The 15920-nt window shown below is 72.0% G+C and carries 13 protein-coding genes; 2 read left to right on the forward strand and 11 right to left on the reverse strand.

Going from position 1 to position 15920, the window contains the following annotated elements:
• The first annotated feature begins 39 nt into the window (after positions 1-39).
• Entirely contained in the window at positions 40-1920 is a 1881-nt protein-coding gene (locus OP18_RS34105) for a hypothetical protein (protein ID WP_156089994.1), read from the forward strand.
• Between the two features lie 26 nt (positions 1921-1946).
• Here the strand turns inward: OP18_RS34105 and nadC are convergent, their stop codons facing one another.
• The 10 genes from nadC to OP18_RS34155 all read right to left on the reverse strand — a co-directional run bounded on the left by nadC (position 1947) and on the right by OP18_RS34155 (position 11459).
• On the reverse strand, positions 1947-2825 hold the full coding sequence (gene nadC / locus OP18_RS34110; protein ID WP_033363335.1) for a carboxylating nicotinate-nucleotide diphosphorylase: 879 nt from the start codon (positions 2823-2825) through the stop codon (positions 1947-1949).
• A gap of 158 nt (positions 2826-2983) precedes the next feature.
• Entirely contained in the window at positions 2984-4624 is a 1641-nt protein-coding gene (locus OP18_RS34115) for an L-aspartate oxidase (protein WP_033363222.1), read from the reverse strand.
• A 31-nt stretch (positions 4625-4655) separates the two neighbouring features.
• A complete protein-coding gene (locus tag OP18_RS34120; RefSeq protein ID WP_033363223.1) occupies positions 4656-5501 on the reverse strand; it encodes a septum formation family protein in 846 nt (281 codons plus the stop codon).
• A 41-nt stretch (positions 5502-5542) separates the two neighbouring features.
• Positions 5543-6433: a septum formation family protein gene (locus OP18_RS34125; RefSeq protein ID WP_033363224.1), complete on the reverse strand. Its 891-nt coding sequence runs from the start codon at positions 6431-6433 to the stop codon at positions 5543-5545.
• 72 nt (positions 6434-6505) lie between these two features.
• A complete protein-coding gene (locus tag OP18_RS34130; protein WP_081971344.1) occupies positions 6506-7417 on the reverse strand; it encodes a septum formation family protein in 912 nt (303 codons plus the stop codon).
• A 96-nt stretch (positions 7418-7513) separates the two neighbouring features.
• Complete coding sequence (locus OP18_RS34135; protein WP_033363226.1) at positions 7514-8425, reverse strand: septum formation family protein; 912 nt, start codon at positions 8423-8425, stop codon at positions 7514-7516.
• 17 nt (positions 8426-8442) lie between these two features.
• On the reverse strand, positions 8443-8865 hold the full coding sequence (gene panD / locus OP18_RS34140) for an aspartate 1-decarboxylase (protein WP_033363227.1): 423 nt from the start codon (positions 8863-8865) through the stop codon (positions 8443-8445).
• Entirely contained in the window at positions 8862-9674 is an 813-nt protein-coding gene (gene panC / locus OP18_RS34145) for a pantoate--beta-alanine ligase (protein WP_033363228.1), read from the reverse strand. The genes panD and panC overlap by 4 nt, the downstream gene beginning before the upstream one ends.
• Positions 9675-9804: 130 nt before the next feature.
• Positions 9805-10749 (reverse strand): Rossmann-like and DUF2520 domain-containing protein, encoded by a 945-nt coding sequence (locus tag OP18_RS34150; protein ID WP_245635616.1) that lies wholly within the window; start codon positions 10747-10749, stop codon positions 9805-9807.
• A 164-nt stretch (positions 10750-10913) separates the two neighbouring features.
• The gene (locus tag OP18_RS34155; RefSeq protein ID WP_033363229.1) at positions 10914-11459 is read right to left on the reverse strand and encodes a TetR/AcrR family transcriptional regulator; all 546 of its coding nucleotides are present in this window, start codon (positions 11457-11459) and stop codon (positions 10914-10916) included.
• Positions 11460-11684: 225 nt separating this feature from the next.
• On the opposite strand from OP18_RS34155, the gene OP18_RS34160 reads away from it, so the two are divergent.
• Positions 11685-12974 carry a D-arabinono-1,4-lactone oxidase gene (locus OP18_RS34160; RefSeq protein ID WP_081971345.1) on the forward strand — a complete coding sequence of 430 codons (1290 nt, stop codon included), beginning with the start codon at positions 11685-11687 and terminating at the stop codon, positions 12972-12974.
• A gap of 51 nt (positions 12975-13025) precedes the next feature.
• Here OP18_RS34160 and topA read toward each other — a convergent pair whose 3' ends face one another.
• The gene (topA, locus tag OP18_RS34165; RefSeq protein WP_033363230.1) at positions 13026-15860 is read right to left on the reverse strand and encodes a type I DNA topoisomerase; all 2835 of its coding nucleotides are present in this window, start codon (positions 15858-15860) and stop codon (positions 13026-13028) included.
• Between the last annotated feature and the right edge of the window lie 60 nt (positions 15861-15920).

Raw genomic sequence — 15920 nt, forward strand, 5'->3', positions numbered from 1 at the left:
AGCGCCGGGGTGAGCCTGGTCATCTACGATCCGGTTCCCATGATGCCGACGGCCCGCACGCTGCTGGCGCTGCTCCCGCTGGCCGCGCTGGTGTTCACCGTGTTCGCGCTGCGACCGGGCAGCCTGGACGTCCGCCAGGCGGTCATCCGGGCGGTGGCGCTGGTGGCCGGGGTCACGGTCGTCTTCGTCGAGCTGCTGTCCCTCGCCGGATGGATCACGACCTGGCCGGTGGTCGTGTACTGGCTGCTGTTCGCGGGCGGGTCGGCGTTCTTCGCCCGGCGTCACCTGCGGCTGCCGTCCCCACCGGTGCTCGGCGGCTGGGACAAGGTGCTGCTCGGCGCGATCGGCCTGCTGGCCCTGGCCGAGCTGGTCCTCGCGCTCGCCTCGTCGCCGAACAACTTCGACTCGAACCACTACCACCTGACCAAGATCGAGCACTGGATCGCCGACGGGGACCTCGACCCGTACCCGACCGTCCAGAACCAGCAGATCATCCTGGTCCCCGGCGCGGAGTACCTGCTGCTGCAGGCCCGCCTGCTCACCGGCGACGACTCGCTGTTCAACCTGCTGCAGTGGGGCGCGGCCCTGCTCGCCGGCCTGGCGATCTCCCGCTGCGCCGCCCAGCTCGGCGCCGGCCGCACCGGCCAGCTGATCGCCGCCGCCGTGTTCCTCACCGCGCCCGCCGTCGCCCTGGAGTCCACCAGCACGCAGAACGACCTGGTCGTCACCGCCTGGGTGGTCTGCGCCGCCACCCTCGCCCTCGACGGCGCCCACCGCCTCGCCACCGCCGCCGACGTGCTGTCCCTCGCCGCCGTCGCCGGCCTCACCGCGGTGACCAAGTCGACCGGCCTCATGGCGCTCGCACCGGTCCTCGTCTTCTGGGGCGTCTGCCAGCTCCGGCAGCGGCGGCTCCTGCGCACCGCCGGCGCGGCCCTCGCCGTCGTCGCCGGCCTGGTCGTGCTCGCCGGCCCGGCGCTGCTGCGGGTCAACGACGCGTTCGGCTCGCCCCTCGGCCCGCCCGGCTACAGCGCCGCCCTGTCCACCGAGCGCAAGGACCCGCCCGCGGTGCTGGTCAACGGCCTGCGCCTGGCCGCGTCCACGCTCACCACGCCGATCCCCGCGGTCAACGACGTGGTCAGCGACGCCGTGATCGCCGTCGCGGACCTGGTCGACGTGAACCCGAACGACCCAAAGATCACCCAGTGGCGCAGCGTCTTCCCCGGTACGCGCTGGAAGCCCGACGAGGACCGCTCGCCGTACCCGGTGACGGCCGCGGTGATCCTGGCCGCCCTCGCCGCCGCGCTGGTCTGGCGCCGGCTGCCGCCGCTGGTCAGGGCCTACGCGGTGACCACGCTGGGCGCGTTCATCCTCACCGCCGCCGTGATCAAGTGGCAGGACTGGGGCAACCGGCTGATCCTGCCCGCGTTCGCGGTCGGCGCCCCGCTCGTCGGCTACTGGGCCGACCGCCTCAGGTCCCACCGCGCCGGCGCCGTCGCCATGGTCGCCGTGCTGGCCGCGGCATTCGCCTCCGGTGGTGTTTCCGTCGTGTACGGCCAGCCGCGCCGCCTCATCGGCCAGGCTTCGGTGTTCACCCTGACGGACTGGCAGGAGCGCTTCGTCCGGCTGCCCGAGCAGGCCGTGCCGTACCAGCGCGCGATCGATGACATCCGGGCCAGCGGGGTGCGCCGGGTCGGCCTGGTCATGGACGGCGACCTCTGGGAGTACCAGTTCCAGATCTCGCTGCCGGACGTCGAGCTCGTCGCCGTCGAGTCGGTGATCCCGACCGCGCCGCCGGCCCCGGTCTCGTCGGTGCAGGCGATCATCTGTGCCGCCACCGTCGAGCGCTGCACCGGCGTCGTCCTGCCCACGTGGCGGGTGCAGCGGTACAGCGCCGTCGTGGCCGTCGCGTTCCCCCCGTAGGTCGGCGACGGCCCGGCCGCACGGGGTCAGTGGGTGCGCAGGTCCATGGCGATGTCCAGGATCGGCGAGGAGTGCGTGAGGCCGCCGACCGACAGATAGTCGACGCCGGTCGCCGCGTACTGCGCGGCGGTGGCCAGCGTCAGCCCGCCCGTGGCCTCCAGCTCGGCGCGCCCGCCGACCGCGGCGACGACCTCGCGCAGCAGGTCCGGCGGCATGTTGTCCAGCAGCAGGAACGTCGCCCCGGCGGTGACCGCCTCGACGGCCTCGCCGACCGTGGTGACCTCCACCTGCACCGGCACGTCGGGGAACGCCGCGCGGACCCGCTCGTACGCGGCGGAGATCCCGCCCGCGGCCAGCTTGTGGTTGTCCTTGATCATGGCGACGTCGTACAGGCCCATGCGCTTGTTGGTGCCGCCGCCGGCGCGGACCGCGTACTTCTCCAGGATGCGCAGGCCCGGCGTGGTCTTGCGGGTGTCCAGGACCAGGGCGTGGGTGCCGTCGAGCAGGTCGGCCCACTGGCGGGTGTGGGTGGCGACGCCGGACATGCGGCACATCAGGTTGAGCGCGGACCGCTCGGCGGTCAGCAGGGCGCGGGTGGGACCGGTGACGGTGGCGAGGACCGTGCCGCGCACGACCGTCGAGCCGTCCACGGCGTGGATGGCGACCTCGACGTCCGGGGAGACGGCCTCGAACACGGCGGCGGCGACCGCCAGGCCGGCGACCACACCGTCGGCGCGGGCGACCAGCTCGGCGGCGTCGGTCTGAGTGGCCGGGATGGTCGCCACGCTGGTCACGTCGAGCCGGTCCGGGCCGAGGTCCTCGGTCAGGGTGCGCTCGACGATCTCGGCGACGGCGACGGGGTCCAGCCCCACCTTCCGCAGCAAGGCCTCGGTCTCAGGGGTCATGCCGTCACCTCCGCTGCGCTCCGGCGCCGCCATGACCTCCGTGCTGAGCTGCTGATTCGCAGCCCTCCGCTACGCTGCGGGCCACTCATGCCGTCACCTCCGCTGCGCTCCGGCGCCGCCATGACCTCCGTGCTGAGCTGCTGATTCGCAGCCCTCCGCTACGCTGCGGGCCACTCATGGGTCAGGGTGCCGGTGTCGGACAGGCCGGCCAGGAAGTGGCCGCGGAACACGTCGCTGGCGTCGGGGAAGTCCTCCCGCCAGTGGCAACCGCGCGTCTCCTGGCGCAGGTCGGCGGCCCCGACCAGGGCACCGGCGACGGTGAGCAGGTTGGTCGCCTCCCAGCTGGCCAGGCCGGGCGCGGCGCGGTCCAGGGCGAGCTTCGTGAGGGCCTGCGCCGCCTGGTCGAGCGACTCGGCGCTGCGCAGCACCGACGCGTGCGCCGACATGGCGGCCTGCAGCGGGGCGCGCAGCGCGGGGTCGGCGGACCACGCCGGCAGGTCGCCGGTCACCGGGTCGGTCTGGGCGGGCAGGTGCCGGGCGATGTCCTCCGCGATACGGCGGGAGAAGACGAGCCCCTCCAGCAGCGAGTTGGAGGCGAGCCGGTTCGCGCCGTGCACCCCGGTGCAGGCGACCTCGCCACAGGCGTACAGGCCCGCGATGGACGTGCGGCCGTGCAGGTCGGTGCGGACCCCGCCGGAGGCGTAGTGCGCGGCCGGGGAGACCGGGATCAGGTCCGCGGCGGGGTCGACGCCGGCGGCCCGGCAGGAGGCGACGATCGTCGGGAAGCGGCCCTCGAGGAACTCGCGGCCCAGGTGGCGGGCGTCGAGCCAGACGTTCTGGGTGCCCTCGGCGCGCATGACCCGGTAGATGCCCTTGGCGACCACGTCGCGGGGGGCGAGCTCGGCGAGCTCGTGCCGGCCGACCATGAACCGGTTGCCGTCGCCGTCGCGCAGGTACGCGCCCTCGCCGCGCAGCGCCTCGCTGACCAGCGGCTGCTGCGAGTCGCGGTTGTTGAGCGCGAGCGCGGTCGGGTGGAACTGGACGAACTCGATGTCGGTGACGGTCGCGCCGGCGCGCAGGGCGAGCGCCACGCCGTCGCCGGTGGACACGACCGGGTTGGTGGTGGCGGAGTAGATCTGGCCCATGCCGCCGGTGGCCAGCACGACCGCCCGGGCGAGGACCGCGCCGACACCGTCCTCGGCGCCCTCGCCGAGCACGTGCAGCGTGACCCCGCAGGCCCGGCCGGTGGCGTCGGTGAGCAGGTCGAGGACCAGGGCGTGCTCGATGAGCCGGATCCACGGGTCGCGGTGCACGGCGGCGTGCAGGGCCCGCTGCACCTCGGCACCGGTCGCGTCGCCGCCGGCGTGGATGATCCGGTTGGCGTGGTGACCACCCTCGCGGGTCAGCATGAGCGAGCCGTCGTTGTGGCGGTCGAACTCCGCACCCCAGCGGATCAGCTCGCGGACGCGGGTCGGGCCCTCGCGGACCAGGACGTCGACGGCGGCCGCGTCGCACAGGCCGACGCCGGCGACCAGCGTGTCCTGCGCGTGCGCCTCCGGCGTGTCGAGCGGGTCGAGGACCGCGGCGATCCCGCCCTGGGCCCAGCGGGTCGAGCCGTCATCGATGTTGACCTTCGTGACGACGGTGACGTGCAGGCCGGCCTCGCGCAGGTGCAGGGCGGCGGTCAGCCCGGCGACGCCGGAGCCGATCACGACGACGTCGGTCGGCTCGGCCCACCCCGGCTGGGGTCCGGCGAGACGGCGCGGCAGTACGGGCAGCTCCATCACTCCAGTCAACATCACAGGACGGCATCGCGCGCCGTGCCGAGAATCACGCGAGGGGAAGAGGCCCGGTGCCGAGCTTCGCCACCGACGCCTTCAGCGGCCGGGAGCTCATCAGGTAGCAGGCGAAGGTCTGGTCGCTGCCCAGCCAGTCCGAGGCGGTCTTCGGGCCGACGGCGGCGGCGGACAGGTCGGCGCGGTCGGCGGTCTCGGCAAGTCCCAGGTACCGCAGTCCGACTCCGACGCAGCCCTTCGACGACGCGTTGCGCACCGCGGTCTCGTCGAACGGGGCGTCCATCGGCGCGATCGAGTAGCTGCCGGTGTACTCACCGTCGTGCGGGGCGGTGCAGTCGACGTACTTGAGTGACGCGATGCACCCGATCGGCAGGGTCGGCCCGGCCTTGGCGAGGCTGCCCTCGCGGGTGGTGAACTCGTCGGCGGCCGGGCCGGCGACCGCGGCGACCGCGCAGCCGAAGAAGCCGTCGGTGGCCGGCGCGATCCACGACGCGAGGATCTGGACCTTCGACTCGTGCCAGTTGCCGCCGAGGAACGCGGTGCCCTCCACGACGCAGGCGCGGCGGGCCTGGGCGTACAGGAGATTCTGCGCGATCTTGACGTTCTCGCCCTCGGCCTCGTCGAGGCGGTGCAGCAGGTCGTCGCCGGCCTGGCCGACGTGGAACACCTCGACGGTGTGCGCGCCGGCACAGTCGACGGGCCCGGCGGCCCACGGGAAGGCGGCCTTCGCGCCGGCCGCGTCGACCTTCCAGCAGGAGCCGACCCGCGGCGCGGCCGCCGGCGGGGTGTGCGGGATCTTCCTGGACGTGTCGCGCAGCAGCCAGTAGGCGCCGCCCCCGGCGAGGGCGAGCACGACGACGATCAGCAGGACCCGTTTCATGAGCAAGGAGTGTGCCATTACCAGCCGGTAACGTCACCACCTCAGATCGGAACGTTACCGTTCGCGCGCAGCGACCTGCTCACCGACAGGTTGCCCTCCAGCATCAGGTAGCAGCGGGCGGTCCGGTCGCCGTGGGACCACCGGGTCGGGGTCGCGGTCGACCAGGCGAAGGAGATCTGCTTGTTGCCGTCGAACTGGGCGTCGGTCAGGCCGAGGTACCGCGCCACGATCGTCTTGCAGCCCGGCTGCAGCAGCGCACGGCGGGCGTTGGCGTCGCTCGGGTAGGGCCGCGCGTCGGGCGAGTAGAACGTGCCGGTGTATTCGCCGTTGTGCAGGGTGTCGCACTTGGTCGGCACGAAGTCCTCGATCCCGCCGCTGCTGTCGGTCTCGACCTTGACGCAGCCGATCTCGACCGGCCGGTTGCCGCGCAGCGTGTCCTTCAGGCTGGTCGTGCGGGGCGCGATCGTGTACGTGTCGTCGGAGACCTCGACCAGGTCGCACCGGTAGTAGTGCGCCTCGCCCTTCCACTGCTTCTCCGACGGGGGCAGGACCCGCAGCACCAGCCGGCCGTCGTGCCAGTCGCCGCCGAGGAAGTTGTTGGCCTCCGACTGGCAGGCCGCGAACGCGTCGGTGAGGTCGGCGCCGGCCGGGACGGACGCCTTCTGCGCGAGCGAGCCGGAGAACTCGCCGACGTGGATCGTCTCGCTGGAGTGCGACACGGTGCACTCGACCTCGACCAGGTCGGGCCCGACGGCGAGCTTGTCGGCGTCGCCGTTGAAGGTCCAGCATTCACCGGCGGCCGGCTTCGGCACGGTCGGCGCGGCCAGGGCACTCCAGCCGTTGAAGAGGTCGCCGTCAGTGCCGGCCGGGTTGCCGCAGCCGGCAACCAGCAGCACCAGCGTCATGGACAGCCCGACGGTCCACCGCTTCATTCCGAGCCCACCCTCACCTCATGGCACTGGCACCACCCCGCGAACGGAGTGGTGCCAGTGTGGCAGAAGGGATCAAACCTTTCCGGTGCCGAGGCCCTTCAGCGACCGGATGGTGCTCTTCTTGTCATAGAGCATCGCGTAGCAGCGGGCGGTGCGGTTGCCGCGCAGCCAGTTCTCCTCGTCGACCATCCAGAAGCCGATGCCGACCTCCTGGTGGTTGTCCAGGGTCGACTGGGTCATGCCGAGGAACTTGGCGCCGAGGGCCTCGCAGCCGGTGCGCATCGCGGCGCGGCGCTCGTCGGCGTTCTTCGGGAACGCCCGCTCGCCGGACATGTAGGTGCCGACGTACTCCATGTTGTGGGTCGCGGTGCACGCGGTCGGCTCGTAGTCCTCCCACGTCTTGCCGTCGGCCTCGTAGGTCTCCTGCGCGCAGGTCAGCGCGATCGGCTTGTCGCCGGTGAGGCCGCCCTTGAGGCTGCTGGTGCGGCTGACCGGCTTGCCGGCGTCGCTCTGCACCTCGGCGAGGTCGCAGCGGAAATACCGCCCGCCACCGCTCCACTGCGTGGTCGACGGCGGCAGCACGATCAGCTCGAGACGGCCGTCGTGGTAGTCACCGCCGAGGAACGTCTGCGCCTCGGTGTTGCACTTGGCCCACGCGTCCTTGAGGTCCGCGCCCTTCGGCGGCGACGACCCGTTGGCCGCGGTGCCGCTCAGCTCGCCGACGTAGAACGTCTCGCTGATGTGCGCGGTCGTGCAGTTGGCCACGGCCGTGAAGGAGAAGATCGTGAGGGTGTCGGTCTCGAAGAACGGCACGGTGCTGTCGTAGCACGCGCCGACCGGCGGGGACGGGACCTTGGGCGCGGCCAGCATGGCCCACTCGTCGACCAGGTTCTTGTCAACCCCCGCGGGTGTCGAGCACCCGGCCAGCATCACGACAGCGGCGAGCGGTGCCACCGCCGTCACGAGCCGTCGAAAACGCACCATGATCCAACCCCTCCCCCGGCGCACACAGCGCGGGTGCAGTGTGCCAATGATCAATGTGGTTGGCAACCCGGCCCAACTGCCAGATCTAGGACACAGCTACGCCACTGTTATCGGTAGTCCTTTTGTACCCGCACCGTGCAACGAGACGGTCACCGGCTTCGGTGGCCACACGAAACAGCGGACCCCGCGGTTGCCCGACTCCCACGCCGTCTTGTCGTAGGGCATCGTGACCAGGCCGGTGCGGGAGCGGAAGTTCGCGTCGTCGGGCACGGCGACGTACGCGGCCACGACCGGCCGGCAGCCGGCGAGGTTGGCGTTCACCCGGGCGTCGCCGTCGGTGGGGTAGCCGCCGTCCGGCGGCTCGTAGATGCCGGCGAACTCGCCCTCGTGCGGCGCCGTGCAGGACGCCGGGTAGATCCGGTCGATGGCGCCGGCCGCGCCGCCGGGCTTCGTCGTGACCTTCACGCAGCCGATGCGCAGCTCGCCGTCGTCGGGGCGCAGCGTGCCGCGCAGCGAGGCGCTGCGGGTCGCCACGGTGAACCGGTCGATGTCCTGCAGCGCCCGCAGGTCGCAGCGGAACCAGCGGGCGCCGGCGTCCCACAGCACCGGGCTCGGCACGTCCACGCTCAGCGACACCCGGCCGGTGCGCCAGTCCGCACCCAGCAGGGCCTTCGCGTCGTCGGCGCAGCGCGTGTACGCCCCGCGCAGGGCCTCCGTGCCGGCGACCGGTGGCGTGGCGCGCTCGGCGCCGGTGAACCGCCCGACGGAGATCAGCTCGACGTCGTGCGCGTCGGTGCACGCCACCGGCGCCGGCCACTGGGTCACGTCGGCGCTCGCGGTGCCGCCGGGCAGCGCGTAGCAGGCCGGGGCGACCGGCTCGACGAGCGCCGCGGCGGGCAGCATCGGCCAGCCGTCGACCAGGTCACCGTCGACCCCGGCCGGTGCGGGCCGCGTGCAGCCGCCGAGCAGCGTCACCGCCGCGACGACCAGCACGACCGAGCGCCGCACCGCACCTCCCCCAAGGCCTACGCCCGGAGCAGGTCTCCCCTCACGGGCTCGCCCACCATACCCGGTATGGCGTCCGCCGGATCGTGACCGAGCTCGATGATGTGGTTCGCGCCGTCGACGTGGACGATCCGCGGTTGGAAGGTCCGGGCCGTGGCGTCGTCCAGCTGCGCGTACGAGATGAGGATGACCAGGTCGCCGGGGTGCACCAGGTGCGCGGCCGCGCCGTTGATGCCGATGACGCCGCTGCCGCGGGGCCCGGCGATCACGTAGGTCTCCAGCCGCGCGCCGTTGGTGACGTCGACGATCGCGACCTGCTCACCGGCGAGCAGGTCCGCGGCGTCCATGAGGTCTTCGTCGACCGTGACCGATCCGACGTAGTGCAGGTCGGCCTGGGTGACCGTGGCACGGTGGATCTTGGACTTGAGCATGGTGCGGATCACGGAAGCTGAACCTCGATGTTGTCGATGAGCCGGGTGCCGCCGACCCAGGCCGCAGTAAGCAGCCGGGCCGGCCCATGCGCCGGGGCGGGCCCGAGCATGGGGTCGGTGAGCACGAAGTAGTCGAGCTTCACCTGGGGTTCGGTGGCGAACTCGGCGACGCCGGCGGCGACCGGTTCCGGCGCCTGCGCGGCCTTGCGCAGCGCCCTGGACAGCACCAGCGCCGCCTGCCGCTCGGCCGGGGCGAGGTAGCGGTTGCGGCTGGACAGCGCGAGGCCGTCGGGCTCCCGCACGGTCGGCACGCCCCGCACGTCGATCGGCAGGTCGAAGTCGCGGACCATGGCGCGGATCATGCCGAGCTGCTGGTAGTCCTTCTCGCCGAAGTACGCGACGTCCGGGCGGGTCAGCTGGAACAGCTTGTTGACCACCGTCAGCACGCCGTGGAAGAAGCCGGGGCGGCTGGCGCCCTCGAGCTGGTCGGCGGCGGGTCCCGGGTCCACCCGTACCGCGGGCGGGCCCTGCGGGTACATGACCTGCGGCGTCGGCGTGAACGCGATGTCCACACCCGCCTCGCGGGCCAGCGCGAGGTCCGCCTCCAGGGTGCGCGGGTAGCGGTCGAAGTCCTCGCCCGGAGCGAACTGCAGCGGGTTGACGAAGATCGTGAGCAGCACCGTGTCGGCTTCCGCGCGTGCGGTGCGCAGCAGCGCGGCGTGGCCCTCGTGCAGGGCACCCATGGTCATGACGACGGCCACGGTGCCGCGGGCCGCGGCGCGGGCGGCGGCCAGCTGCTCGCGGGTCTCGACGACGTTCATGCCTTGCCTCCGGTGGTGTCCGGCGTGCGGCGTGCGGCGGTCATGGCGTGCCTCCGGTGCTGCCCGCGCCCGCGGAGCGGGACGGTCACGGCGTGCCTCCGGTGCTGCCCGCGCTCACGGCGTGGGACGGTCACGGCTTGCCTCCGGTGCCGCTACCCTTCGCGCGGCGGCGGGAACCTCGCGGCGCGGCGATCACCGGCTGCGGGTGGGTGGTGCCCAGCACGTCGAGCAGCGGCTCGGCGTCCATGGCGCGCAGCCGGCCGGCGGCGATGACCCGGTCGGCGGTGCGCCGGGCGAGCGCCAGGTACGGCGGCACCGACTCCGGCGCGACCGACTCCAGGGCCTGCAGGTGCTTGGCGACCGTGCCGGCGTCGCCGCGGGACACCGGGCCGGTGATGGCGGCGTCACCGAGCCGCAGCGAGTTGTCCAGCGCCGCGCCGAGCAGCGGGGCGAGCACCTGCTCCGGGCGCTGCACGCCGGCGTCGCGCAGCCGGTCGAGGGCCTCGTTGACGAGCGTGGCGAGGTGGTTGGCGCCGTGGGCCAGCGCGGCGTGGTACAGCGGCCGGCGCTCCTCGGCGATCCACTCGACCTGACCGCCGAGGTCGGCGACGAGGGAGGAGGCCAGGTCACGCAGGCCGTCGGGGGCGGTGACGCCGAACGAGACGCCCTCGGCGAGCCGCTGCAGGTCGACCGCGGTGCCGGTGAACGTCATCGCCGGGTGCAGGGCGAGCGGCCGCGCGCCGACCGTGGTGACGGGTGCGAGGACGGCGAGGCCGTGCGCGCCGGACGTGTGGGCCACGATCTGCCCCGGGCGCAGGGCACGGGTCTCGACCAGGCCGTTGACCAGGCCGGCGAGCACGTCGTCGGGGACCGCCAGCAGTACCAGATCAGCGGAGGCGGCGACCTGGTCGGCGGGGAGCAACGCGACGCCCGGGAGCAGCTGCTCCGCACGGGACTTGGAGGCGGTGGACACGCCCACCGCGGCGACCACCCGGTGGCCGGCGGTCACGAGCGCGGCGCCGAGCACCGCTCCGACCCGCCCGGCACCGATGATGCCGATGTTCAGCCTGTTCACGGCGCTGTGCATGTGACAGATCCAGTCCTCGAAGTGGGGTACCGGTCGATCACGAGTATGCGCCGCGAGGGGCAAAGCGGACAGGTCGTGTGGGATTGTCAACACCACGTTTCGGACCCTTTACCGGCGGCCGACGCTGCCGATAAAGGGTCCGGGAACGAGTGTCAGAGGCGGTGGTGCAGGTAGTCCTTGATCAGGGCCTTCGCCTCGCCGAGCACGACCGGGTCGCCCTCCGGCGAGCGCCGGAACGCCATCTTGATCAGCGCGTCGGCGGCCTCGACGGCGATCGCCAGCACGAACTGCAGCCGCTCGCCGTCCACGATGCCGAACCGCCCGATGAGCAGCGCCGCGAGCTGCGAGACGATGACGTCGTTGTTGTCCCGCTCGTCGTCGAGCAGATGGATGTCCACGACGTCACCGAAGTGCAGGGTCCGGAAGCCCGGGATGGTGCGATGCATGTCGATGTACTCGTCGATGGCCGCGTCGACCGCGTCCCACCAGTGCGAGATGTCCTCTTCGGCCAGCCGGGCGCCGAGGCGCTCCAGGTAGCCCTCCAGGCTGCGCAGGGTGAGCGCCTGCACGATCGCGCGCTTGTCGGGGAAGAACTGGTAGACCGAGCCGATCGCCACCCCCGCCCGCTCCGCGAGCAACGTCGTGGTCAGCCCGTCGTAGCCCACCTCGTCGACGAGTTCGGCGCACGCGTCGAGCATCCGCCCGACCCTTGCCACGCTGCGCCCCTGCACCGGAACCCGGCGCAGTGGTTTTGTCCCAGCACTGGCCACTGTCTGCGTCGCCACCCGGCAGTCCCCCTCAAGCTCGTCCACCTTGAAACCTACTCACGTCAACGAGTGGGCACGATCGACGGATAGCCCATTTCACTCTTGTGGTTCAACGGGTCATTGACGGCGGGCATACGTGAAGGGTACTCAGGTTTCGTGACTTCTCCGTGGGCCAACTGGGCCGGCAACCAGACCGCGCGGGCGACGCGTGTCGCGCACCCGTCGACCACCGCTGAGCTGGCCTCCGTGCTCACCGGCGCCGCCTCGGAAGGGCTGCGCGTCAAGGCCGTCGGCAGTGGACACTCGTTCACACCCACCGCTCTGACGGACGGGGTCCGGATCGAGCTGGACCGGATGGCGTCACTCGTCCGGGTCGAGGGCAACCTGGTCACCGTCCAGGCCGGCATGAAACTTGCCGCGCTCAACGCGACCCTCGCCGCGCACGGCCTGGCCATGCCCAACCTCGGCGACATCGACGCGCAGACCATCTCCGGGGCGCTGTCCACCGGCACGCACGGCACCGGCGCGGCGTACGGGTGCCTGTCGACCTTCATCGAGGCCCTTGAGCTGGTCACCGCCGACGGCACGGTGCTGCGCTGCTCGGCCACCGAGCAGCCGGACCTGTTCGCCGCGGCGCGGGTCAACATCGGCGCCCTCGGCGTGCTCACCGAGGTCACGCTGCGCTGCGTGCCCGCCTTCATCCTCCAGGCCGACGAACGCCCGGCGCCGCTGTCGGACGTATGGTCGGGGCTGGACACGCACATCGCCGAGAACGACCATTTCGAGTTCTACTGGTTCCCGTACACCGACCGGGTCCAGATGAAGCGCAACAACATCGTGCCCGCCGCGGACCGCCCCCTGGCCGGCTGGCGCCGCTGGCTCGACGACGACTTCCTGTCCAACACGGTCTTCGGCGGCGCGTGCCGGCTGGGCCGCGCGCTGCCGTCCACGGTGCCGGCGATCAGCCGCGTTTCAGCCCGGGCCCTGTCCGCCCGCACCTACACCGCGCCGTCCCACGAGGTGTTCTGCACCCCGCGCCGGGTCCGCTTCGTCGAGATGGAGTACGGCGTGCCCCGCGCCGCCCTCCGCGAAGCCTTCGACGGCCTGCGGTCGGTGGTGGCCGGCCTGCCCTACAAGATCCAGTTCCCGGTCGAGGTCCGCTTCACCGCCGCCGACGACATCTGGCTGTCGCACGGCTACGGCCGCGAGAACGCGTACATCGCGATCCACCAGTACGCCGGCGCCCCGTTCGAGGAGTATTTCCAGCGCTTCGAGGCGATCACGACCCCCCTGGGCGGCCGCCCCCACTGGGGCAAGATGAACTACCGCGACGCCGCGTCCCTGGCAACCGCCTACCCGAAGTTCGCCGACTTCACGGCGCTGCGGGACAAGCTCGACCCGGGCCGGCTGTTCGCGAACGCGTACACGGAGCGCGTGCTGGGCTGACGGCCCACGGGCCGCACCCGAAGGGCCGCCGGAGCGACCCTTCGAGCGCAGTCACTCGGCCGGCGGCGTCGCCTTCTTCGCCGCCGTGGCCTTCTTCGGCGCCGCCTTCTTCGCCGGCGTCGCCTTCTTGGCCGGCGTCGCCTTCTTCGCCGCCGTGGCCGTCGTCTTCTTCGCCCCGGTGGCGGCCTTCTTCGCCCCGGTGGCCGCCTTCTTCGTGGCGGCCGACCCAGAAGCCGCCTCGGTGGTCTTCTTCGCCGCGCGGGCCTTCTTCGGCGCCGGACCCTTGGCCCGCTTCTCGGCCAGCATCTCGCTCGCCTCGTCCAGCGACAGCGTCTCGACCGACTGGTTGCGCCGCAGCGACGCGTTGAATTCGCCGTCCGTCACGTACGGGCCGAAGCGGCCGTCCTTGATGACCAGCGGCTTCTCGGTCGCCGGGTCGGGGCCCATCTCCCGCAGCGGGGGCTTGGCCGCCGCCCGGCCGCGGGTCTTCGGCTGCTCGAGCAGGGCCAGCGCCTGTTCGAGGGTGATGGTGAAGAGCTGGCCCTCGTTCTCCAGGGAGCGGGTGTCGGTGCCGCGCTTGATGTACGGCCCGTACCGCCCGGGCGAGGCGATGATGTCCTCGCCCGCGGCGTCCTTGCCGACCACGCGCGGCAGGGTGAGCAGTTGCAGCGCCTCTTCGAGGGTCAGGTGCTCCGGCGACTGGGTGGACAGCAGCGAGGAGTTCTTCTCGCCGGTCGACACGTACGGCCCGTACCGGCCGGACTTGAGCACGATCGGCTCGCCGGTCTCGGGGTGCTCGCCGAGCTTGCGTTCGCCGCCGGCGCCGCCGACGAACAGCTCGGCGACCTTCTCCGGGGTCAGCTCGTCGGGGGCGAGGCCGTCGGGCACCGGCGCGCGGTCGCCCTCGTCGCCCTCGGGGGCGTCGGCGACGAAGCGCTGCAGGTAGGGCCCGTACCGGCCGACGCGCACGACGACGTCGCGGTTGGCCTCGTCACGAAACAGCGGGATCGAGTTGATCCCGCGCGCGTCGATCTCGCCCAGCCGCTCGGTGACCATGCGCTTCAGCCCGCCCTGGCGGGGCACCGACCCTTCGTCGCCCGTGTCTCCACCGAAGTAGAACGGGCGCAGGAAGTCCACGGCGCTCTCGTCGCCGTTGGCGATCTCGTCGAGGACGTTCTCCATCGAGGCGGTGAAGTCGTAGTCGACCAGGCGCGGGAAGTGCTTCTCCAGCAGGCCGACGACGGCGAACGCCAGGAACGACGGGATCAGCGCCTGGCCGCGCTTGAACACGTACCCGCGGTTGTTGATCGTCTCCATGATCGACGCGTACGTCGACGGGCGCCCGATGCCGAGCTCTTCCATCGCCTTGACCAGCGACGCCTCGGTGTAGCGGGCCGGTGGCTGGGTGGTGTGGCCGGTCGGGGTGAGCCCCTTCTCGGTCAGGGTCTGGCCTTTCACCAGTACGGGCAGGCGCCGCTCGGCCTCCTCGGCTTCCGCGTTCTCGTCGTCGGAGGACTCGACGTAGGCGCGCAGGAAGCCGGGGTCGGTGATCGTCTTGCCGGTCGCGCTGAAGTCGACCGACTCGTTGGCCGGGGTCACCGCGTTGATCCGCACGGAGGTGCTGTTGCCGACCGCGTCGGTCATCTGCGACGCGATCGTACGCTGCCAGATCAGCTCGTACAGCCGCAGCTCCTCGGCGCTGAGCTCCTTGGCGACGTCGCCCGGGGTGCGGAAGGAGTCGCCCGCGGGGCGGATCGCCTCGTGCGCCTCCTGGGCGTTCTTGACCTTGCCGGTGTACCGGCGCGGCTGCGGCGGCACGGCGCTGGGCCCGTACAGGTCGAGGATCTGCTGGCGGGCGGCGGCGATGGCGGCCTCGGAGAGGTTCACCGAGTCCGTTCGCATGTAGGTGATGTAGCCGTTCTCGTACAGCCGCTGGGCGATGCGCATGGTCTGCGCGCTGGACAGCCGCAGTTTGCGGGAGCCCTCCTGCTGCAGCGTCGAGGTGATGAACGGTGCGGCGGGCTTGCGCCGGTAGGGCTTCTCCTCGACGCGGGTGACCGTGAAGGGCCGGCCCTCGAGGCGCGCGGCGAGCCCGCGGGCGCCCTGCTCGTCGAGGTGGATGACGCCCGCGTTGGGCCGGATCCGGCCGGTCTCGGGGTCGAAGTCGCGGCCGGTGGCGACCCGGTCGCCGTCGATCGCGAGCAGCGTCGCGTTGAAGGTGCGCTCGTCGTTGTCGGGCAGCAGCCGGGCGAGGATGTCCCAGTAGTCGGCGCTGCGGAACTTCATCCGCTGCCGCTCCCGCTCGACCACGATGCGGGTGGCGACGGACTGCACGCGTCCGGCGGACAGGCCGCGCTGGACCTTCTTCCACAGCACGGTGGACAGGTCGTAGCCGTAGAGCCGGTCGAGGATGCGCCGGGCCTCCTGGGCGTCGACCAGCGAGCGGTTGATCTCCCGCGGGTTGGCGACGGCGGCCTGGATGGCGGGCCTGGTGATCTCGTGGAAGACCATCCGCTTGACCGGGACCTTCGGTTTCAAGGTCTCGAAGAGGTGCCAGGCGATGGCCTCGCCCTCGCGGTCCTCATCTGTGGCGAGGTAGACCTCGCTGGCGGTCTTCAGCAGCTCCTTGAGCCTGGTGATCTGCTTACGCCGGTCGGCGGAGATGACATAGACCGGGGTGAAATCGTTGTCGACGTCGACACCGAGGTAGGCCCACGGCTTGCTCTTCAGGTCGTCGGGCATGTCTTTCTTGCCGACGGGCAGGTCACGGACGTGGCCGAAGCTCGCCTCCACGACGTAATTCGGGCCCAGGTAGCCCGAAATCGTCTTGGCCTTCGCCGGCGACTCGACGATCACCAGCCGCTTCGTGTTGGCGGAGTTCGGCACAGCTCTCCCCGGTGCGGACGGACATGTGTCAAACGTAACGCGCGCCTACCCGCCGAGTTG

The organism is Dactylosporangium aurantiacum (assembly GCF_000716715.1).
Classification (GTDB): domain Bacteria; phylum Actinomycetota; class Actinomycetes; order Mycobacteriales; family Micromonosporaceae; genus Dactylosporangium; species Dactylosporangium aurantiacum.

What these genes read in the sequence shown, in the direction of transcription:
- OP18_RS34155 (WP_033363229.1), bottom strand. Translation starts at nt 11,459, where the DNA reads ATGCTCGACGCGTGCGCCGAACTCGTCGACGAGGTGGGCTACGACGGG.
- OP18_RS34105 (WP_156089994.1), top strand. Translation starts at nt 40, where the DNA reads ATGATGCCGACGGCCCGCACGCTGCTGGCGCTGCTCCCGCTGGCCGCG.
- OP18_RS34130 (WP_081971344.1), bottom strand. Translation starts at nt 7,417, where the DNA reads ATGGTGCGTTTTCGACGGCTCGTGACGGCGGTGGCACCGCTCGCCGCT.
- OP18_RS34120 (WP_033363223.1), bottom strand. Translation starts at nt 5,501, where the DNA reads ATGAAACGGGTCCTGCTGATCGTCGTCGTGCTCGCCCTCGCCGGGGGC.
- OP18_RS34125 (WP_033363224.1), bottom strand. Translation starts at nt 6,433, where the DNA reads ATGAAGCGGTGGACCGTCGGGCTGTCCATGACGCTGGTGCTGCTGGTT.
- panC (WP_033363228.1), bottom strand. Translation starts at nt 9,674, where the DNA reads ATGAACGTCGTCGAGACCCGCGAGCAGCTGGCCGCCGCCCGCGCCGCG.
- OP18_RS34115 (WP_033363222.1), bottom strand. Translation starts at nt 4,624, where the DNA reads ATGTTGACTGGAGTGATGGAGCTGCCCGTACTGCCGCGCCGTCTCGCC.
- nadC (WP_033363335.1), bottom strand. Translation starts at nt 2,825, where the DNA reads ATGACCCCTGAGACCGAGGCCTTGCTGCGGAAGGTGGGGCTGGACCCC.